Raw genomic sequence first — 20,385 nt, 5'->3', positions numbered from 1 at the left:
GAAGACGCTCCAACGGCCGATGAGGCCCGAACCAAATTGGACGCGTGGGTGACCGAAAAGTGCTCGAATCTGAACTATCGGATCGCGTTCGACCACACTGGCGAAATGAACAAGCTTTGGATGGAACCCAGCTTTTCTGTCGGGATTCCGGCCTCCTTCGTGGTCGACCGAGACGGCCACATCGCCTTTATCGGTCACCCGATGAAACTCGATGAGGTCTTGCCGAAAGTGCTTAACGGCAGCTGGCGCACCAGCGATGAAGCGAAAGCCGCCGATACCGAGCGGATCGCCAGGAACGAACCCATAGCGCGCGAACAAGCGTTGAAGAAGCCGATCAATGACAGATTTCGCGCGGCTGTCGAGAAAGAGGATTGGAAGACGGCGCTCTCGGCGATCGAAGAGGGCATCGCCTTGCTGCCGGACAACCTCAATTTCCGCCAGGCTCATGCGCATCTGGTGCTTCACAAAATGCGCGACATGCAGGCCGGCTTGCCCGTCATGCGCCAATTCGCTCGCGACGCGATCGACAGAAACTCCGAGCATTGGATGATTGCAGCGCTAGACCAACTCTTCCATCCGAACCTTGACCATTCGCGCTTTCCTCCTGTTGAGCGCTTTGCGATGGGCAAGGAGCTCTCCGAACAGATCCTGGCACTGAATCCCCCGCAAGGCGACGGCCGTAAGTTCCAGTCTTATCCGGCGGTAGCTCGGTACTATCACCAGAGCGGCAGCAAAGATCGCGCGATCGAGTTGGTCGAGCTGGCACTGAAGTCGCTGGACGGTCCGGAGCCTGTCCCGGACGAACTGAAACAGCACCTTCTGCCGGATTTGCTGCAGGCCCTGGCCAACTACAAGGGTGAGAAGGTTTGTTACGGCGCCCTCTGTGCGGCTCCGCAAAACAATTTCCCGAAGATGCCAAAGCGCGGCCGGACGAGGAAAAACATAAAACCGAGGAGAAAACATAAAAAGGAGTGATGGTCGGAATGTTTACTGGCCAATTCGTCTCCGCTGCAACAAGGGTCCATGCCGCACCTGGTGGATCTTTTGCAGCGGCTTCGAGGCTCGAATTTTGCGATGACCTCCGGCCGCATCGCGGCGGCAATGGGTTTCGACGCGAATTCGCACCGCAGTGGAAGACCTCGCAGTCGAGGACGTGTTCAAGGTCGGCCACAGAGACATCAATTGCGTGGACTCAGCCGCCACAAGTCGGACGTCGGCTGCGCAAATGTGCCCGAAGCAGGCGTCCCCGAAAACAGAAATCGTCCATCGAGGAAGAGGACTGAAATGAGGAATAAGAAATGTCTGACGCCACGGTTGGCCCTGCCGTCAAAGAGGACGAGGCGGCCCTTGCCACCCCGTTCGTCAAATGCCTCGTGCGGCTGATCCGTACTCAGGATTCCTACGGGTCAGGGGAAGGCAGATCGGACACCGAGCTGCTGGCCGACTTCATCATCACGAAGGAACAGCGCCGTGCGATCGCGGTCATCGGCGATCCCGATCCGGACGTGCTGTGGAGGCTCGACATGTTTTACACCGCCGTGGGGCTCGCGATCGAGGAGCGCTCCGGCCTGAAGACCTCACCAGTGAAACCCATGAGGGCTTCGGGCGCATGCTTTTCGCGGTCCGGCGGTTGGTCGTTCTGTCGAGACGTCCACCGGTTCGGCTTCGAGACGTACCGGAAACTCGCGGAGGCCGGTACGAAACTGGTCGACGATGCGACTGCAGCCTTGCCGCCTATCCCGACGCGGCACGGGCGTGAAGAAACCGATTCGAGGAAGGATTTATGTCAAACCTAGATGAGATGGGGAAGAAAGTCCGAAAGCTTCAGCTGCGCGCGGCAGCTGCCAAGATGAAATTGCGCGACCTTGCAGAGGATCTCCCCGTAAAATGGACTGAGATAGAGGAAGTTGCCGAGAAAACGTACGCCGTTTTTGCCGAGTTGGATGATGCCAAGAGAGAGCTCGCTGCAATGAAGAACTTACGATGAGGAGCACATTCACCACCCGCGACGGCTCCGGATGGATGCCGGAGTATCTCACCGCTATTGACGGAACGACCTGCATCGGCTGCGGCCGCTGTTTCAAGGTCTGCTCGCGCGAGGTCATGCATCTTTACGGCGTCGATGACGCCGGTGAAATCCTCGGTATCTGCGACGGCGAAGACGATGACTTCGACGGCGAGCTCAATCGCATGATCATGGTCGTCGACCATGCCGGCCGCTGCATTGGCTGCGGAGCCTGCGCCCGCGTCTGCCCGAAGAACTGCCAGACGCATGTTGCGGCCGACAAGGTTGCTGCATGATCTGGCGGACAAACAAGGAGAACGGCGTTGCCATTTAGAATGTTTTATCGCGTCCTGTGCCTGGTCCTGTGCAGCACCGCCCTGACTGTTTACTTCGCCTCGCATTCCATCCGCCTAGCAGTCGTCACGACGCTGGCCTGTTCGCTGCTTCTTCAGTTGGCCTATTTCGCAAGCGTGCTCTTTCTGATCTGGCGGTCTGGCTTCGCTAACAGAGCTGGCAAAATGGCTGAGCATTTCGGCAGTTGCAAGGAAGTTGGATCCCAGGCGCCAGACCATGGTGAGGTGACGAATGAATCCGCAGATGTGCTCCAGCGCGATCAAATGCTGGCCATATCGCTGCTGCTGCCTTGAGGCGCCATCACAAGGTCAGTGCTCGGGTTAACGCCACTTTGGACCAACCCATGAACATTGAGCGGAACTTAGAAGGAATACTGTGCTTGATATGGTCGGTGGACGACCGCATTCCGGTCGTTCTAATCCGGCAGATACAATTTTTCGGTTCCATGCGCATTGGTAGTCTATGCAGCACGCCGGCATGCGGGTTGCTTGGTCTCGATGACAAGGTGGCTGGAACTAATGAAGGGCCTTTTGTGGAACGTCGGAGGATGCAGCTAAGACTCAAATCAAACACGCCTCCTTAGAATGACCCGTGCAAGCTAATTTCAGCTCATCACGTGTTGCCGGAGAGAACATGCTGGAAAAGTTCGAACGCTATCCGCTCACCTTTGGACCCACGCCCATCGAGAAGCTCGACCGCCTCGGCAAGCATCTAGGAGGAAAGGTGGAAATCTACGCCAAACGCGAGGACTGCAACTCCGGTCTTGCATTCGGCGGAAACAAGCTGCGCAAGCTCGAATACATCATCCCCGACGCGATCGCCTCAAATGCCGATACGCTCGTCACCGTCGGCGGCGTGCAGTCCAACCACACCCGGATGGTCGCCGCGGTCGCCGCCAAGATCGGCATGAAATGTCTCCTGGTTCAGGAGAGCTGGGTACCCCATGAGGATGCCGTCTATGACCGCGTCGGCAACATTCTCTTGAGCCGCATCATGGGAGCAGAGGTGCGCCTGGTCGACGAGGGCTTTGACATCGGCATCCGCCGCAGTTGGGAACAAGCGCTCGATGAGGTCAGATCAAGGGGCGGCAGACCCTATGCGATACCAGCTGGAGCGTCTGTTCACCCGAATGGCGGCCTCGGCTACGTGGCGTTCGCGGAGGAGGTGCGCGCCCAGGAGAAACAGCTTGGTTTTGGCTTCGACTACATCGTCGTTTGCACAGTCACAGGTTCAACGCACGCCGGCATGCTCGTCGGATTTGCCAAGGACTGTCGACAGCGCAATGTGGTCGGTATCGATGCCTCTGCCACCCCCGCCAAAACCAAGGCGCAGGTGCTAAACATTGCCCAACATACAGCGAAGCTCGTCGATCTCGGAACGGAACTCGTCGAGGATGACGTGGTGTTGCTCGAGGACTACGCGCACCCGCATTACGGCATTCCGTCCGAGGGAACCAAGGAGGCCATCCGCCTGTGTGCGCGGCTCGAGGGAATGATCACCGATCCCGTCTACGAGGGCAAATCGATGCAAGGGATGATCGACCTCGTCCAGAAAGGCTTCTTTCCGGAGGGGGCGAGGGTCCTTTACGCGCATCTCGGGGGCGCGCCGGCGATCAACGGTTACGGCTACACCTTCCGCAACGGCTGACGCTCGACAGATTGCGAATGCGCGGTCCTGCCGTGCCGGCAATGCGCTCAAAGTTCGCTCGAGGGGTCCAAGCACGCTTACGCGAGAAGCCATGTCATTCGGATTTTCACGACACTTGTAGGAATGGAGGGAGCGTGATTTATAACGCTCCCACAGGCTCGGGCTGAGCGGCCGGTTCTGCTAAGTCGCGAACTGGATAATCGGGGGGCTCGGTAGTGCCTTGAACGCCGCCATTACGTCATCTCTCCTTGTTCATTGAGAATCACACCTCAGCTCCTGCCGACCCTGTGCACGGGCTTTAGTGCTTGGCCTCAATACCGGCAAGAGAAGAGGCCGGCGTGGTACACCGGGCGTCGGCCAGCATCTGCTCCTGTTTCGAAGAGCAGGAGCAGAGTTGGCCACCGCTCGTTTGGCGGCTGAACAAGACCAATGACGCTGTCCGAAGCGCCCAACGTGCCGGAATGGGCCACATGGATCTCATGGAGGCGAGGTCCGAAGCCGGGAAGCGCGGCAGAGGCGTTTGTCATTCCGCTTCCACCAGTGGATTGGGAAGCTGATGCTCGAGCCGGTACTCGCGATAGCGCTCCAGATGTATCCGGAGCACCGAGCGTGTCGGCCAGGGATTCTCAAGAAAAGCCTTGCGTTCCTGCAGCCAGAACGCGTCCGACAACATGCGCGGCCTGAGCGCGTCAAAAGCTGCCTCGGCTTCTTCCCGCAGGATGCGCCAAAGGCTCGTGCCCGTCAGTGTATACTGTTCGTTGAGACACAGAGCGATCTCATGAAGATGGCAGATGAAACAGGCATCGATAACGTATGAGCGCACAAGACTGATATCATCATCGAATATGCTGGATAAGATTTCCTTGCCACTGAAACGCTTCAGGCGGTGCCCGCGTTCCATGAACAGGGGCGCAAAAGTGCGGCCGTCGCCGAAATCACGCATCAACAGCTTTCGTGGGCGGCCGGTTTCATCGAACAGGATGGTGCTGTTTTGCTGATGCGCCTCAAAGCCAATGCCGTATAGCAGATACATGCCGAGCGTCGGCCGGATAACGGTGCGTGCATAGGCGTGGAAAAATGCGGATACGGTCGCGTCGCTTTCATCGCCGTTTCTGGCGATCAACTCGCAAATGAGCGGACGGCCATCGATCGGGCTTGCCGTCAACAGCGCAGCCACAGTAATGGGCAAAAGCCCGTCATTGCGTGCCAGAGCGTCGGCGTTGCGATAGACAACCGAAAGAAAGCGGCCCGGATGCTCGTCGCCCGTTTCGGGGTGATGCAAGATTGCGCCCAGCTCTTCGGTGAAGATCTCTAGTCCCTCGCGGAGATCCTTCTCTTTTGAGAGGATATTGGAGATCAGGGTGCTGAGACGCGGCCCCATGTGAATCGACCTGGCCTGCAGACTACGCTGTCCGCTGGTCATCCAGATCGCTACCGGCAGCTTGATAAAGGGCCTCAGTTCCTGTGTGTCCGGTAGCATCGAGCGAAAGGACATGGATGGCAGCGTCAGGACCTCTGGGCCATCCGGGTCGAAAACACCGGAAGCAATCTCCGACGCGAATTCACGGCGCACGAAATTCTCAAGATGCCAGCTATGGACAGGCAGAGGAAGCCAGTCCTCAGGCGACTTTCCACGGCTATTGACACCTTCGGCCCAGTCGCACCAGAGGTCGGGAAACTTTCGTGAAAACCATTCCGAATAGCTGCCGACATGCGGCATTTTCTCCACATAAACCCATTCTTTGCGCAGCCCAGTGACCCGCACGCGCACACGAGCACCGAATTCAGGTGACAATGCACTCACGTCCTTAGGTGACAGGCCGGGCTTGGTCTTCCATGTCGGATAAAAGGGGTGACCTTCCAACGCGCCCCACTGATCGAGAGTCATGGCTGCAAGGTGCGGCGGCATGCTCTTAGCAAGATAGGCGAGGAATCCTTGCGCGCCTGCTTCAGCTACTTTTCCTCGAAGCGCGGCGCTCCAGTGCTCCCGGTGCCAACGAGCCAGGACGTCGTTGCGTACACTGTTATCGACGTCGCGCAAAAGATTCTTCAAGCCGTCCGATGCAGGCGAAATCGTCAAGGCGGGCGCGACCTGCCTTATGAGACCGGAGGGATCATCGATCCGGTACCGGCCGCCGATTCCGTCCAGCACGTCTATAGGGCCGCGATTTTGCAATGTTCCGGCAGGTGCACGACGCAGGTTGGTGAAATAAAGGACCCGGCGCGACTGCCAAAGAGGGAGCCAGGCTTGGTGGCCGTCTTGCGCCCACAATAATCCATCTGGTTCAAGAAGACGCTCGGCGAACAGGCAGCGTACCAACCGATTGAGCGCATTGAGCGATGCATTCTTCCAAAGCTGCGCGTCGCGGGCCTGAGTTTCGACATTGGTCACGGAAGGCATCCTCTTATCCATTAGGTTTCCTCTGGCCATTTGCTTAGCAGGTGGGCCGAGGCGCGTTCTGCCAACCCGCCGTAGTCATTGCGCGCCCAATTGTAGGCATCTGTGATGACGGGAGGTGCCACTTCGAGCCGCGAGAGAAAATCGACAAACTCGAAACCATTTTCCCGGACAGGGTCGCGAATATGACCGCAAGTTCGATTGGAGGTTTTCGATGGCAACAGCAAGTGGGAGCTATTCTCTTCAAGCATGATCTTTCCTCAAATCACGAGGTCGCCCCACGGCAACGCGCCCACGCTCCTGAAACGCTCGCTGGCGATCGACCAGATCTGCGTTCACAAGCCAGGTTTGGTCGGAATTCTGGCAGTGGCTCCGCAGTTTAAAACGGTAACTGGGCTCGCGCGCCTACCTGGGATGGTAGTGTCGTAACGACTTGTTCTTTAGTAATCGCCCAATTGCGAGCAAGAATAGAAACAGCGAGTTGCGCCTCATGTGCGGTGGGCGCGAACTCCCTCTGGTGGACGCGTGCGATTTCCTCGGCCTCTCGGTTCGGGCATAGACATAGGCGAAACCCGGTCGGTCGTTCCCTTCCAGAGGCCTGTCATCGCGCACATAGCCCAGAGCTGGCCCGTCTTCGTCTTGCCGCAGCCGGGATCGCGCACCGGCGCGGTGGTCCGATCGGCGAATAGTTTTGACGAGGACTTCAACCTGCCGAGCAGCCGCTCGTGCACCGGACGTAGATGCTAGGCGTCGCGGCCGACCCAGTCGGTGAGGGTTGAACGATCGATTGATGCCCTGCCGGGCCCAGATTTGTGCCTGGCAATAGAGCGGCAGGTGATCAGTATATTTGAATACCAGAACCTGGGCGAACCGCTGCCTCGGTCGGCAAGCCTTCGATGAGCCGCGCCGAAGCGGGAGCCTGCACGACAACGTCCTCGCAGGCGCGGCAGGCGTCGTTGCGGCTGCAGGGGCTGCCTCGACCATCTCCTGGCGCACGATCTGATGCGTTGGGTAATCGAACCTCTGCTCCTGTGGCTCACGCAAATAGCGCATCGTCCGGCCTTCTTGCGCGGGAAGACCCGGCCGTACAGAGCATTAAGGACGCTCACCTGCTGCCGGCGACGCGGAGCGTCTCGACCCCGGCCGCCCGGGTGCCAACGAGATCTCGCATCGCCTTGTGGCCTTCGTCGGGACCCGACACCCCCGTCAACTCGCCGGCGCGCAGCAGCCAGGCAAAAAACGGCATCGCGACGGTTCGTTTTCACCTGGTCGCTCGGCTTCCTCGGATTGGTGCGACCATCAAACTTGGCGGCGATCCGCCGGAGAACGCGGCGTATGTTCGCAGTTGACGCGTCGACTTCACCGAAGAGCGAATCTCTCCCTCCCGGCCGACATCCGCAATTGCGATAGCGTTCCTCGGCTTTTCCGACAAATGCTTCCCTGTCATCTGCCACGGCTCATCCTCTGAGGATCGGCCCGGCCCGCCCGAGCAATCCTAGGACGCGCAATGTGGGGCGAGCCACTCACTGATAAAGGCAGACGACTGTCCGCCGTGAGGATTCTTACCTCGGGCAAGCCGGACAGCCGGCGCACCAGTGCGGGCCCAATCAATCATGCCGCGATAGCCGGCGACCAGATGCGTTTTGCCCTCCAGCGAAATCATTGTCTTTTCACGTCAAGCGAGCGTTATTCCGTAAGCGCGGCAATCGGCCTCGACCATTTCCGAAACGAGCTCATCGAAGGTGGTCTTTGGCTCCCAGCCAAGCTTCGTAGCCGCCTTGGTGGCGTCACCGATCAGCAGGTCAACCTCGGTCGGACGGAAATAACGCTTGTCTATTCGGATAAGAGCCTGGTTACTCCTGCGCTCGCGGCCCACCTCGTCAACGCCTTCGCCTTCCCAGACAATTTCCTTCCCGACCCGCCTGAAGGCAGCCTCGACAAAGCTGCGCACCGAATGCGTCTCGCCCGTCGCGAGCACAAAATCGTCAGGCTCGTGGTGCTGCAAAATTCGCCACATGCCCTCGACATAGTCGCGCGCCGAGCCCCAGTCACGCTTTGCCTCGAGGTTACCGAGATAGAGGCAGTCCTGTTTGCCTGCCAGGATCGCAGCTACTGCACGCGTCACCTTGCGCGTGATAAAGGTTTCGCCGCGCGTCGGCCCTTCGTGATTGAACAGTATGCCGTTGCTTGCATAGAGCCCGTATGCCTCGCGATAGTTCACGGTGATCCAGTAGGCGTAGAGCTTCGCCACCGCATAGGGCGAGCGCGGATAAAACGGGGTAGTCTCCTCCTGCGGGATTCCCTGCACCGAACCGAAGAGTTCGGACGTGGACGCCTGGTAAAACCGCGTTTTTTTCTCGAGGCGAAGAATGCGGATCGCTTCTAGCAGCCGCAACGTGCCGAGAGCGTCGGCATTGGCGGTATATTCGGGGGTCTCGAACGAGACTTGCACATGGCTTTGCGCAGCCAGATTGTAGATTTCGTCAGGCTGGGTGTCCTGCAGGAGACGGATCAGGTTTGTCGCATCCGTCATGTCCCCGTAATGCAGGACCATGTCGGGATGATCCTCGTGAGGATCTTGATAGAGGTGGTCTATGCGCTGGGTATTCCCAATCAGCGAGGCTCGCCGCTTCAGGCCATGCACCATGTAGCCCTTCGAAAGCAGCAGTTCGGCAAGCAACGCGCCGTCCTGGCCGGTGATACCTGTAATGAATGCTGTACGCCGATGTGAACTCATTTCTGATATTTCCGTGGATGAAGCCTCTGGACAGGAATATTCAGCGGCGCGTGCGAACGACTTACTGCTACTAGTCGCGGTGCAATCAGCGCTGTATGGCCGTGTTAGCTGGAATCTACGCCTCAAGTGATGTTAAGAAGGCATGTGGATCACATCGAGTGTCGTGTGCCGTCGCCTTCCGATCCAGGAGGATTTCGCCTCCGTCTTCCGCACGAGGGGACTGCTATGGGCGTCGCCTTCCACAGCGGCGTTTTTTCATGTCCGTTTCTGTTAGTAAAATCGATTGTTTTGATCGGACGCATCCACAGGATGGATATTCCATCGTAACATGGCGGTTCAGAGCCCTGGGAACGCAGATTACAAATAGGTCAGCGAGATAACGTGATGGGAAACAGACGAGGACAGATCCTGAAAGCCTGCAGGCATAATCGGAGCTTCGAGTTTTTTCTGGCGGATATCCGGCATTGAATCGCGTTGGGTGCAGCCCGGGGAGCCTAAGGAACGGGAATAGGCCATTGGTCCACCATCTCGGAAACCCACACCAGCTACAACGGCAGGCGAGCACATAGCCGGGTTTCGGTTGCGGGACTGCCAGCCGTCCATACTGTGCGGCAAGCGTGGAACGCTTCTGCTCCTCTCCGGAGAGAGCGCGTCGCAACCAATCCCACGCCGCGTGCGGGCTGGCACACTCAAATTGACAAACCGCTGACGATCGAGACACCGCTGCTTCGAAGGTCCCGAAATGTTTCGGTCAGCGACGCAGCCGAAGGTGCTCGCTCCCGGCGGATGCTATCGCGCGTGCGCCCTTTATTCTTCGGCCGTCTGTCTCACCGCCTTCTGACTTTCCTCGGCTGCCTGGTCGGACCGCATTCAGCAGCCCCGTTTTTTACCCACAGCGCATGGCTCGACGCAATGGCTACCGGCCCGGCACCGTCGAACTGCGCATCCCCCAGTTCTGGAGGCGATACTTCCGGAGCTTCTTGGAACCGCTCCGCATGGCCGAGAAGGCGCTGACCGCCGTCATCAAGAAAGCCTATGTGCAATGCGTTTCGACAGGCTCGGTTGACGACCTGGTCAAGGTCATGGGCAGCAGCTCCAAGGCATTAAAACCATTCGTATTGCTACTGAGAGGACCTGCAATACCCAACATGCTGTGTTGTATGTAAGTGCCTCTCATATGCGAACCGCCGCTGCGTTAGGGTTTTGATTTTGGCGGGCGCGTCGTGCGCGATAAGCAGATGCGTCAACTACCAGATGCCGTAGTTTCGCCGCTCACCCGTCAACCCTAGAAATGAGCTCGTGTAAACGCATATGGCATTTAATCGCCCTCTCGCTCGACGCGACTCTACGTCAGAGGACCCTAAATGAATACCGACGCTTTCACGGCCCATGAGTCCAACGTTCGTCGTTATTGCCGTTCATTTCCCGCGGTCTTTACAAAGGCCCTTGGGGCGACAATCTGGGACGAGACGGGTAAGCCTTTTATCGATTTCCTTGTGGGGTCCGGCGCGCTCAACTACGGACACAACAATCCGCGCATTATTGCACCAGCAATTGAATATCTTGTCGGCGAGAACATTCTTCTGTCGCTTGATATGTATACGGCGGCGAAGCGTGACTTCATTGAAGCGTTTGTCGACTCGATCCTGAAACCCAGAGGCCTTTCTTACAAGATACAGTTTCCTGGGCCGACCGGCACAAACGCTAACGAAGCGGCGCTGGCACTGGCGCGAAAATATACCGGTCGCTCAAGCGTCATGGCCTTCACAAATGCCTTCCACGGCATGTCGCTCGGCTCTCTTGCGGTATCGGGTTCGGCGTCAACCAGGGAGCTGGGGGGCGTTGCTCGTCACGATGTGATCCGTGTCCCTTACGACAACTATCCGAACCAAACTTTCGATTCCGCGGGTTACATCGACTGCGTGTTGGGCGACCCAGGTAGCGGGATAGAAAAGCCGGCCGCAATCATTCTGGAGACCATCCAGGCTGAAGGTGGCATGAACACCGCATCCGCAGCTTGGCTCTCAGAAATTCAGCGCATTTGCCGTAAGCACGGTATTGTTTTGATCGTCGACGACATTCAGGCGGGAGCGGGGAGAACGGGCGAGTTCTTTTCATTCGAGTTCGCGAAAATCGAACCCGACATCGTTTGCCTATCGAAATCCTTAAGCGGTTCGGGTAGCCCGTTATCCATTGTTCTGATTCGCGCCGACGTAGACATATGGAATCCGGGCGAACATAGCGGGACCTTCAGAGGCAATAATCTCGCTTTCGTGACGGCAGGAGCTATGTGCAAAATGTGGTCCGAAAGGCAGTTTACTGCAGGCGTCGAGCGGACGGCTGACAACCTGCAAAGACACCTTGATCGTCTGGTTGCGAAATTTCCCACTTGCATCGAGCAAAAGCGCGGCCGCGGTTTGATGGCCGGTCTCAAGTGCCGTTCCCAGACTGTTGTCGGTCGTGTGCACGATGCGGCATTCCAAAATGGCCTGCTGATCGAATCTTCAGGGCCAAATCGCGATGTCATCAAAGTCCTCCCGCCGATAACTATTACCGATGACGAGCTCGATCACGGCATCGCAATTCTTGGTCACGCGCTACAGGAGCAAGCCAATGACGACTAACCAAATATCTCAAGCGCCAGCCATCTCGCCTCCTACGATCATAGAACGAACCGGCTCGATCAGCACTGCGGACATTATCTCGGTCCTGAAAGGTGAGATTACCGGTCTGCACATCAAGCAAGCTTTCAGTACCGAAATAGCGGAGGAGATCACCGCGAACTTTGTTGGCAGTCCCGGTCTCAAGGAACGCAAAGATGGCGTCCCCGGACAATATGTTGGCGCTTCCCACTACAGGAAGGACTCCGCCACCTATTTCGCGGAGGCGGAAACTGCGCGACAGTACGTCGACGCCCTTTTTGAGAATTTGGTTGATCCGGTCCGAGCAATATTCGACGCGTTGAAGCGCGAGCTCCATAACGAGGGCATTGAATTGCGGCTGGCCCGTTCGGAACACGGTCAGGCTAATGTTAGTCGCGCTCTCAGTTGGTCTGGCAGCGGCACGTTTTCCTTGGACCCCCATGACGACGTCGCTCAAGTCCTTTGTGCTGGGGACGGTTATGAGCTTTCTGCGGTGGCGAACAACATCGTCGCAGCGCTCAACTTCTATCCCAGCATGGCCGAGGAAGGTGGCAATCTGCGGCTCTGGAGCCATAAGCCGACAGTCACTGACCGAAAGTCTCAAGGTGTGGAGACCACGGGATATCCCTATTCGGCAGCTTATCTCGAGGGCGTTCCTTTTCGCGACTTCCAGCTCAGGGCCGGGGATATCGGCCTGATCGATGGCGGTTTCGTTCACGGGGTCACCGGTCAATCAGGAAACGGAAAGCGTCGCCTGGTGCTGAACAGCTTTTTCGGGTTTGCGCGGCCGGATCTCGTTCTCTGGTGGACCTGAAGTTGGAAGTCGCAGCAGCTGAACGGCTTCCCGCCGGCAGGTGCGACGCCGAGGAGGCGCGCCGCCTATTCAGATTGAGACACGGTTCGTTCCCTTCCGGTGCGGGCCGGCAGACCGGAACCTTGTGCTGTTTGCGGTGACCCGCTCCGGCGTCCAGCGATTGCCATGCCCAGTCGCCAAGCGGTTCCGGTTGAGAATGCCTGCAGTCGGATCATCGCTTGCAATTAGCACCAGTTGTCTGATGGCAGTTATGATGTCGCCGGAAGTGCTGTTGCGCTGTCCGCGCCGCAGCTTCGGCAGGCGCCGGTCGGTATGGGCACCGCCAATCCAATGGATCAGCAGAACGATCTCGGAGGCTTCTTCAATTAGACGACAGCCTCGGTGGTTTGCCGTTCTCGATGAGTGCATTGTACTTGGCCTTGAGATCGGGATTGAAGCGGGCTGCAACAATTTGCTGGCATACAGAGCGCTTGTCGGACGATGGCCCTTCCGCCAGCAATGAAAGCGCGTCCGGTCCATCGTCCGGATTATCGGCTCATCGGGGCAAGACCGCATAAGGAGGCTGCGGCCTTTTCGTCGAGGTCTCCGAGTTCTGGCATTTCGATGATTAGCGTAAAGGCCGTGACAGTGGAAATGCCGGGAATGGAGACAAGGATGGCGAAGCGAGCTTTAAGGTTATCATCGGCCTGGATCAACCGCATGATGGCCTGATCGATATCGTCCATCTGAGCTTTGATCTGCCTGAGGCGAGAATCGTTTTGCCGCTTGAGCAGAAGCTGGGCCAGGTTCTTTGCACGGTTTTTGGCCGCCGTCCGCTAACCTTGGGTATCCGTTCAGGACGATTGGAAAAGATAGGGGCGATCACACTCTAGCTCGGCCCGTCAAATGGCCTGCACGTCCACGATCCATCCCCCATCGCCGGACGAGGGTGGCAGCTCCTTTCCGGCGCTTCTTTCTCTCACAAGAAGCGCCGATAGTCATAAGACAAGGACGTGATGAATCGATTGTCATGTGACGGCTGCGTTTTGTGCTGATTGGGGCTGTTGAAGAAGTCCTCTGCTGCTGATTCAATTTTAGCAATCGTTGATTCGCCGGAGGATTCGCGATGCTCGGCCGGAAAGAGCGGGATCAGCGTACCCCATCCGGTGAAGCTTCGATTACCCACATCGTCGGCTACGGCTACGCGCAGCCGGCCAAGATCGGCTTCACCAAAGCCGGGCGCTACAAGGCCGGGCGCTACAAGGCCGGGCAGCCCAACGCGCTGATCTTGTGCCGGGGTGCTGATGCATTCGAGCTTGGCCGTCACCCTCACCGACACACCCCTCGGTCTGACGGCAGTGAGGTTCTGGACCCGAACGAAATTCGAGGGAACGCTCGCGCTCAAGCGGCACATCAATCCCACGCGCGTGCCGATCGAGACGAAGGAGAGCTACCGCTGGCTGGAGAACCTATGAACCTATGCCAGTCCATCGCGCTCGTTGGCGCGCCCGAGCGCTGCGTGCATGTGGGTGACCGGGAGAGCGACATCTACGAGCTCTATCGCACCGCGCAGGACCTTGGTCCGAGCTTCCTCGTGCGGGTGCAGACGAACACGCTGGCCACCCTGCCTTTGCAAACCACCTCCCGTCATCGGTCCGGGAAATCAGAGGCCGCAAATTGTTCCCGTTCGCCTGGAGTCGCAAAGGGCGTGATCGGCCAATCGATTAAGTCGACGGCACGCTGGAGTGTCGCTTTGGTCCGAGCACGACTCGGTGAAGCGGCGATGACATATCCGATGCAGTCTCGAGAATCGCCTTTTGTGATGATCGGCGTCTCGGGCTTAACGTAGAATCTAACCTCGGCGACACCTGGAATAGCAGCCGCCCGACCGTCGCCATCGATCCGTTCAAGGATGCCATCGCGATCAGCGATCAGCTTTCGGGCAGTCGCAGTGTGCGAATGGCTCTTGACCAAATTCCATTCGTCGCCGATGACAAGCTTGACGTGCTCCGCGATAAGATCGACGCCGCAAGCGAGCTGGACCAGTTGTGGGTCGGGAGCACCGCCAAGACGCGGATTGACCTCAATCATGGCTGGGCCGCGCTTCGTCCATCGGAATTCAATGTTTGTTGGCCCCCACCCGAGGCCTAGAGCTTGCAAGCAAGTTAGCGAAACATCGGAAATACGTTCACGCTCCTGATCAGGTAGCAGGATCGGAAAGGTCAACTCCCGAGAGACGAAGTGCGGCGGGGGACCGAACTCACTCTCGGAAATTCCAATAATCTCACTGCCCATTATCTGAGCATTATAAAGGGGGCCTTGTGCGAATTCTTCGATTAGTATCCTTGGCGACGACCGCCATATGTACTTGCCCTTCAGCAGATAGGTCGTGTGTTCGACCAACTCATCGACGCTGCGGCACAATCGGACACCCTTGCTTCCGCTCCCTTCGGCAGGCTTGAGAATTACCGGCAAGCCAATTTCAGCGGCAAAAGTTTCTATCTCCGTCGCATTTGCTGCCAAGCGATAAGCAGGCATTGGAACGCCGGCCTCCGTTAAGATCTGACGTTGAACGAACTTGTCGCAGCACCGTTCAATCGATGCGGGGTTCGGCCCCGGTAGATCGAAATGTCGGCAGAGCTTGGCAACTGCCACATAGACTAACTCGTCGTCGCCCGAGAAGCCAGTAATGCCGGCAATGTCATACCCGGTGCGTAGCTGGAAACATTCGTGGATCATTGCGTCAAGATTGTCTGTTTCGACACGGATTGCCTGAACACTTTCCGTCGCAACGTAGTCGTACTGAGCTGGATCAGCGGACAGAGTAATTGGATGAAGGCCGAGACGCCGGGCTGCTTGGACGTATGCTAGACCATTACCCTTATGGCCTTCAATCAGGATAAGAGCTCTTCTTGCCATTGGTTTGTTGACTCCGACGTTGCCTGCTGGACGACAGCCGAGACAAATCGGCATCAGCTTTGTCAGCCGACCCCGGTCTCAGGTCTTGTGCTGAATTTATCATCGTCGGCAATTTGTGGTCGCAAAGGTTCTGTAAATTCTTTTTGACGTCTCTGTTGCAATAGTAGATGATCGTGTCTCAGGAAATGGTATAGCTGACGGCGTTGGTCGCCACGCTCTCCGGCAGGAAGCCGTACTGGGAAGGCTCACTTGTTAACCTGGATTCGGAGCCCTGTGTAGGCGTCAACTGTCGTGAAGCCAGATGGCTTACCGGCGACGTCGTGGTTGTCTCCACGCAGCAAATCAGCCGCATGTCTGCATAACGATCGTTCGCGGTATGGCGGCGGACCGTCATGCGCGGATGGCAGAATCTGGCCGAAAATACGTTTGGTCGGTATGTCTAGAAGTCAGTTCTCAGGGAATCAATTCTGTAATCAATTCGGACACATGCAGATCGGCTACGCGTACGTTTCGATGGATGGCCAGAACTTGAATGAATCGCGGGTGTATGGAGGACGCGAGACCGAACTCAGTAGCGTTTGCGCGCCTGATGCCTCTTCTTCCGTATTAAGTCGAAGGGAGGCGCGACCAGCTCGAATTGTCTTCGCGCGCGATCTTCATCTCCTGCGTAGAACCGGCGGCGCGAAGAACGGCCCACCTCTTCCGTGCCGTTCGCCGCCGGCGACGACCTGAACACCCGTTGCAAATGCGTCGGTCATGTGCTCCTTCACCTTGGCGACGGCCTTCTCCTCGATGTTGGTCCGATCGCCACGCCGCTCTCGAAGCCGTCGCCAGCGCTTCGCCAACGCCGCCGCGAAAGCATCATGGATAACGGACTGCACTTAGAGCCAGCGCACACGCAGGTCTGCCCGGCGTTGCGGAACTTCGACAGCATTGCGCCTTTGACGCAGCATGCAGGGCCGCGTCGTTTGAAGACGATGAAGGGGCGTTCGTTGCCGCCGAGTTCGAGGCCAAGCTTCTTGATCTGGTCGGAAGCCTACCGCATCAGTGCGGCCAATCTGCGTAGAGCCGGTGAACGTGATCTTGCGAATTGTAATGTCTTGCCCACCATGACCGCGGCCGTCGCGGTGATTACCGAGAACGGTCGCCCGACAGTCCGGCGCCCTGGGCGAGCAGCGCCGGCCCCGAGCGCGGTGTCTGGGCGGCCGGCTTGGAGAGGATGGCGCAGCGGGCGGCTAGTGCTGCCACCTTCCTCGCGGGCATCGCATTCCAGGTGCGGCGCGACATTCAACGTGAGAGCGCGTCTCTCTCCCAGATTGATGAGGTGGAACGGCCCGCTCCGACAGCATCAAAGTGCTAAAGTGGCCGTTGTTTCAACACCACCAAGGAGGGACCGTTCCGTGACGCAGATTAACACCATCGGGCTAGATTTGGCCAAGCAGGTTTTTCAAGTTCACGGCGCAGACGCCGAAGGCGCGCCGCTATTCAACAGGCGGTTGCGCCGGGCCGAAGTGCTGCGCTTCTTCGAGAAGCAGCCAACCTGTCTTGTCGGCCTCGAGGCCTGCGGCGGGGCACATTACTGGGCGCGTGAGATCGCGGCATTCGGCCATGACGTCCGGTTGATCCCGCCGGCCTACGTCAAGCCCTTTGTGAAGCGCGGCAAGACCGATGCTGCCGACGCCGAGGCGATCAGCGAGGCGGTAACCCGCAAGACCATGCGCTTTGTGCCGATCAAGTCGGCCGACCAACAGGCGGCGGCGATGGTGCTGAGGACGCGAGCTCTGCTTCTGCGCCAAAGAACACAAGTGATCAACGCCTTGCGCGCTCATATGTCCGAATTGGGCATCATCGCGGCTGCCGGCCCGGCGAAGGTGGCGGCATTAGCCGCGATCGTGCGTGACCCGACGGATGCTCGCCTGCCTGCGGTGGCGCGCTTCGCCCTGACGGCCCTTGTCGACCAGCTAGACACTCTGAGCGAACAGGTCGAACGACTTGAGCGCGAGATCGTCACCGAGGCAAAGCATGACGAAGACATGCGCCGTCTGACCACGATCCCGGGCGTCGGCGCGATCACAGCGGCGACCGTCAAGGCGCTGGTTCCCGATCCGGACGGGTTCAGGTCGGGCCGTCACCTTGCGGCTTGGCTTGGGCTCACGCCGAGGTCGCATTCGAGCGGCGGCAAGGAGCTGTTGGGCGCCATCTCGAAGATGGGCAACACGGAGCTTCGATCTCTCCTTGTAAATGGCGCTACCTCTGTCCTGCGCCATGCCAGAAACAACGACAAGGCACTGCCCTGGTTGACCGCGTTGCTAGCGCGTCGGCCCTTCAAGGTCGTCGCCATTGCGCTTGCCAACAAGATCGCGAGGATCATCTGGGCCCTGCTAACGAAGGGCGGGACCTATCGGAAACCTGGTGTGATGGCGGTTGGTGCGGCAAACGCCTGAAGGCAGAGTACCGACACGAGCTACCGGAGAAGAGCCAGGAAGAGGCGAGGTGCATTGAGCAGACGATGATTCCACGGGACGAAATCCCGACGCGGGAGAGGCTTGCGCGACAATGTGCTTCGAGCACGTCAGTTTGATCAGCCACCCGCTTCGCGGACTTCATCGAGGCCAGCGGTCATGGGGCCGCGCTGAGAGGCCGGACATATGACTGCACCGTTCCCGCGTGATGAAATCGACTAAAAAAGCCCTTGCAACGCGGGCCGTTCCACATATGTCGAGCTATATCCAGGAATTCTAGGTGTGATCGCACTACCATGCCGACCGGCTGGCGCATTACGATAGTGCACGTGCCGTGCTGATGTCCGGGGATGACGTCGCATAGGACCGCTTTGCTTCCTCGGCGAACCACTCGACGTAGGACGCCATACGGATCTCGCTGCGCGCTTCGGCGAAACGCTTGCCCATCTCGGCGGTGAGGGCGGCCTTGGAGGGAGCACAGAACGCAGCCCTCTCCTTGCCTCTGCGTCGGGCTCATTCCCGTTGCGCGCGGTGCGCGGCGTCGATCGCCAGCTCCACCGTATCCTGGCGGTTATCGGGACCAACGCAACGAGCAGGTCACGTCAAAGCGACGTCCGCCCGAAATCCATTCGCCAGCGATATAGGCGCGTTCGATCAGAATCCGCCAGTCGCGCCGTCCGCCCGGTAGGTACGCTCATACCTAGAACTCCAAACTTTCACGTTTTGTAGTATTCAGCTGCCAGGCGGATCAGATCATGAACGAACCGCCGTTAACATCTAGCGTCACACCAGTGAGGAAGGCAGCGTCTTCAGATGCCAGGTAGGCGACCGCAGCGGCGATGTCTTCGCCGGTGCCAAGTCGGCCGACAGGAATGCGGGCGACGTAAGCCTGGTTAAGCTCGGCACCAGCTGCGGCAGCCATTGGTGTTTCGATGCGGCCCGGCGCAATGGAATTCACCGTGATGTTCGCTGAGCCAACTTCAACGGCAAGGGTGCGGGCAAAGGCCATCATGCCGGCCTTGGACGCGGCATAGTGGGCTCCTGCAATCTCGGTTTTCGTTCGGCCGGCTACCGATGCGATGTTGATGATCCGGCCCCATTTCGCCGCCCGCATGTGGGGAAGGCAGGCCCGGCAGCAAAGGAAGGCGCCTGTCAGGTTAACTTCCAGAACCTGACGCCACTCCGCGGCGAGCATCTCCTCAACCCTTGCCTTCCGTCCGCCGTGTTTCGGAGAGATTCCAGCGTTGTTGACCAAGATGTCGACCCGCCCGAATCGGGCCGCTGCGGCCTCGACCATTCGCGTGATATCAGTGTCTTTGGACACATTCGCACGCACCGCCAAGGCCCGGCCAGGATAGTCCGAAGACAGGGTCGAAATGCTGGCGTTCAGGTCGCTCTCGGAGAGGTCCGCCAGCACCACATCTGCACCGGCGTTGATAAATCGCGTGGCAATCGCAAATCCAATGCCCCGCGCCGCGCCTGTCACCAGAGCCACTTTGCCGGCGAATGTGGTTGCCTGTGAAGTCTGGTCCACGATCTACTTCCTCTTGCACTGTGGCGACGGGTACAGCGGCGAGCCGAACGACCTGGCAGACGCAGGGGCGGGGCGTCAGGGCGTCTTTCACAAGTAAGGCTTTGATAAGACTTGGCTCGTTGCGATGTCCGAAGTGGTGACTGACGAGATTTGCCCAGCAATACCACAACATATAGTAATCATATGTGAATTATCATTAAGGCTTCTTCATCGTGAATTTAATAATCATGGCCGTATGGTCATAATTCCTGTTAAAAAACAGAGGCGGGCTGCCCGGTGTGGACGTGACGAAGCCGTTCGCGGAAAAGACGAAATGGATCAGAGTGCGGCGGAGTTCGCAGCGTGGCCGGCTGCAGGTTCCATGATGACGCAATCACTGGAAGAAATTCGGCCATTCAACAAGGGGTCTCGTCCTTGGCCGGGCTCCCATTAGGGTCCGGATTCATAACCAGAAGCTGACGGTAGCGGCGATGCAGACTGCGGCGAGGAAATTGGTTTCGAGACAGTCGTATCTCGTTGCGATCCGGCAGAAATCCTTGAGCGGCAGAACATGCGTTCGATTGCGTTCCGGTCGCGGTAGAGGAAGGGTGAGAAGCAGTTTTCTAGATGCGACTGGCCTTGGGCGGGATGTTGGCGAAGGCTCCCCGTCCACTGATCTGGCGGCGGATGGCGTTGCTATCGTAGCCCTTGTCGGCATTGACGAGACCGGTTTCTGGCATCTGTCCGAGAAGCACTCCGCCCGCCTTGCAGTCCGCGACCTGGCCGCCGGTCAGCATAAAGGCGACGGGCCGCAAAAGGCGGTCGGTCAGGGCATGGATCTTGGTGGTGCGTCCGCCGCGTGATCGGCCGATGGCCTGATTGTGCTCCCCCCTCATATGAGGCGAGTTGTGTCAA

At 58.3% G+C, this 20,385-nt stretch carries 19 protein-coding genes and 4 pseudogenes; 11 read left to right on the top strand and 12 right to left on the bottom strand.

Features of this window, described 5'->3' with window-relative positions:
- From DH10_RS02500 to DH10_RS02475, 6 genes are all read left to right on the top strand, one after another.
- Positions 1-975, top strand: a 975-nt coding sequence (locus DH10_RS02500; protein ID WP_192384150.1) for a TlpA family protein disulfide reductase, incomplete at its 5' end; no start/stop codon positions are given.
- A gap of 323 nt (positions 976-1,298) precedes the next feature.
- The gene (locus DH10_RS02495) at positions 1,299-1,796 is read left to right on the top strand and encodes a DUF269 domain-containing protein (RefSeq protein ID WP_246811462.1); all 498 of its coding nucleotides are present in this window, start codon (positions 1,299-1,301) and stop codon (positions 1,794-1,796) included.
- Positions 1,784-1,987 carry a CCE_0567 family metalloprotein gene (locus DH10_RS02490; protein WP_192243934.1) on the top strand — a complete coding sequence of 68 codons (204 nt, stop codon included), beginning with the start codon at positions 1,784-1,786 and terminating at the stop codon, positions 1,985-1,987. Before DH10_RS02495 ends, DH10_RS02490 begins: the two co-directional genes overlap by 13 nt.
- Positions 1,984-2,301 (top strand): ferredoxin III, nif-specific, encoded by a 318-nt coding sequence (gene fdxB / locus DH10_RS02485; protein WP_192384149.1) that lies wholly within the window; start codon positions 1,984-1,986, stop codon positions 2,299-2,301. Before DH10_RS02490 ends, fdxB begins: the two co-directional genes overlap by 4 nt.
- 39 nt (positions 2,302-2,340) lie before the next feature.
- Entirely contained in the window at positions 2,341-2,652 is a 312-nt protein-coding gene (locus DH10_RS02480; protein WP_246811461.1) for an exopolysaccharide production repressor protein, read from the top strand.
- A 340-nt stretch (positions 2,653-2,992) separates the two neighbouring features.
- Positions 2,993-4,006, top strand: a complete 1,014-nt coding sequence (locus DH10_RS02475) for a 1-aminocyclopropane-1-carboxylate deaminase (RefSeq protein ID WP_192384147.1) — start codon at positions 2,993-2,995, stop codon at positions 4,004-4,006.
- 523 nt (positions 4,007-4,529) lie between these two features.
- Here DH10_RS02475 and DH10_RS02470 read toward each other — a convergent pair.
- The 5 genes and pseudogenes from DH10_RS02470 to gmd all read right to left on the bottom strand — a co-directional run bounded on the left by DH10_RS02470 (position 4,530) and on the right by gmd (position 9,141).
- Positions 4,530-6,419, bottom strand: a complete 1,890-nt coding sequence (locus tag DH10_RS02470; protein ID WP_192384146.1) for an IucA/IucC family protein — start codon at positions 6,417-6,419, stop codon at positions 4,530-4,532.
- On the bottom strand, positions 6,419-6,655 hold the full coding sequence (locus DH10_RS02465; protein ID WP_192384145.1) for a hypothetical protein: 237 nt from the start codon (positions 6,653-6,655) through the stop codon (positions 6,419-6,421). Before DH10_RS02465 ends, DH10_RS02470 begins: the two co-directional genes overlap by 1 nt.
- A gap of 286 nt (positions 6,656-6,941) precedes the next feature.
- A pseudogene (locus tag DH10_RS02460) lies at positions 6,942-7,356 on the bottom strand (transposase); the annotation flags it as partial.
- A gap of 8 nt (positions 7,357-7,364) precedes the next feature.
- Positions 7,365-7,690, bottom strand: a pseudogene (locus DH10_RS36545) (IS110 family transposase); the annotation flags it as partial.
- A gap of 389 nt (positions 7,691-8,079) precedes the next feature.
- Entirely contained in the window at positions 8,080-9,141 is a 1,062-nt protein-coding gene (gmd, locus tag DH10_RS02450; RefSeq protein WP_192384143.1) for a GDP-mannose 4,6-dehydratase, read from the bottom strand.
- 893 nt (positions 9,142-10,034) lie between these two features.
- Between gmd and DH10_RS02445 the strand changes: the two are divergent.
- The 3 genes and pseudogenes from DH10_RS02445 to DH10_RS02435 all read left to right on the top strand — a co-directional run.
- A pseudogene (locus DH10_RS02445) lies at positions 10,035-10,235 on the top strand (transposase); the annotation flags it as partial.
- A gap of 270 nt (positions 10,236-10,505) precedes the next feature.
- Complete coding sequence (gene ectB, locus DH10_RS02440) at positions 10,506-11,765, top strand: diaminobutyrate--2-oxoglutarate transaminase (RefSeq protein WP_192384142.1); 1,260 nt, start codon at positions 10,506-10,508, stop codon at positions 11,763-11,765.
- Complete coding sequence (locus DH10_RS02435) at positions 11,755-12,597, top strand: 2OG-Fe(II)-dependent halogenase WelO5 family protein (RefSeq protein ID WP_192384141.1); 843 nt, start codon at positions 11,755-11,757, stop codon at positions 12,595-12,597. Before ectB ends, DH10_RS02435 begins: the two co-directional genes overlap by 11 nt.
- Positions 12,598-13,124: 527 nt before the next feature.
- Here DH10_RS02435 and DH10_RS36540 read toward each other — a convergent pair.
- Together DH10_RS36540 and DH10_RS36535 are read right to left on the bottom strand one after the other, a co-directional pair.
- Positions 13,125-13,322, bottom strand: a complete 198-nt coding sequence (locus DH10_RS36540) for a transposase (protein WP_246811460.1) — start codon at positions 13,320-13,322, stop codon at positions 13,125-13,127.
- Between the two features lie 233 nt (positions 13,323-13,555).
- A complete protein-coding gene (locus tag DH10_RS36535) occupies positions 13,556-13,903 on the bottom strand; it encodes a hypothetical protein (protein ID WP_246811459.1) in 348 nt (115 codons plus the stop codon).
- Between DH10_RS36535 and DH10_RS36530 the strand changes: the two genes are divergently transcribed.
- On the top strand, positions 13,881-14,051 hold the full coding sequence (locus DH10_RS36530) for a hypothetical protein (RefSeq protein WP_246811458.1): 171 nt from the start codon (positions 13,881-13,883) through the stop codon (positions 14,049-14,051). The genes DH10_RS36535 and DH10_RS36530 overlap by 23 nt on opposite strands.
- Positions 14,052-14,223: 172 nt before the next feature.
- Here DH10_RS36530 and DH10_RS02420 read toward each other — a convergent pair whose 3' ends face one another.
- The 3 genes from DH10_RS02420 to DH10_RS37530 form a co-directional block, all read right to left on the bottom strand.
- Entirely contained in the window at positions 14,224-15,495 is a 1,272-nt protein-coding gene (locus DH10_RS02420) for an ATP-grasp domain-containing protein (RefSeq protein ID WP_192384140.1), read from the bottom strand.
- 766 nt (positions 15,496-16,261) lie between these two features.
- A complete protein-coding gene (locus DH10_RS38080) occupies positions 16,262-16,474 on the bottom strand; it encodes a hypothetical protein (RefSeq protein ID WP_425515263.1) in 213 nt (70 codons plus the stop codon).
- A gap of 152 nt (positions 16,475-16,626) precedes the next feature.
- Positions 16,627-16,758, bottom strand: coding sequence for a hypothetical protein (locus tag DH10_RS37530; protein ID WP_281423804.1), 132 nt, complete (start codon positions 16,756-16,758; stop codon positions 16,627-16,629).
- Positions 16,759-16,895: 137 nt separating this feature from the next.
- Between DH10_RS37530 and DH10_RS02410 the strand changes: the two genes are divergently transcribed.
- Positions 16,896-17,939, top strand: a complete 1,044-nt coding sequence (locus DH10_RS02410; RefSeq protein ID WP_192384139.1) for an IS110 family RNA-guided transposase — start codon at positions 16,896-16,898, stop codon at positions 17,937-17,939.
- Between the two features lie 766 nt (positions 17,940-18,705).
- Here DH10_RS02410 and DH10_RS02405 read toward each other — a convergent pair.
- Together DH10_RS02405 and DH10_RS02400 are read right to left on the bottom strand one after the other, a co-directional pair.
- A complete protein-coding gene (locus DH10_RS02405; protein ID WP_192384138.1) occupies positions 18,706-19,491 on the bottom strand; it encodes a 3-oxoacyl-ACP reductase FabG in 786 nt (261 codons plus the stop codon).
- A 442-nt stretch (positions 19,492-19,933) separates the two neighbouring features.
- Positions 19,934-20,360 (bottom strand): annotated as a pseudogene (locus DH10_RS02400) (IS5 family transposase); the annotation flags it as partial.
- Between the last annotated feature and the right edge of the window lie 25 nt (positions 20,361-20,385).

The organism is Mesorhizobium silamurunense, from assembly GCF_014843825.1.
GTDB lineage: Bacteria > Pseudomonadota > Alphaproteobacteria > Rhizobiales > Rhizobiaceae > Mesorhizobium > Mesorhizobium silamurunense.
The sequence above is the reverse complement of the archived record's forward strand: the minus strand, read 5'-3'. Positions and strand labels throughout refer to the sequence as shown.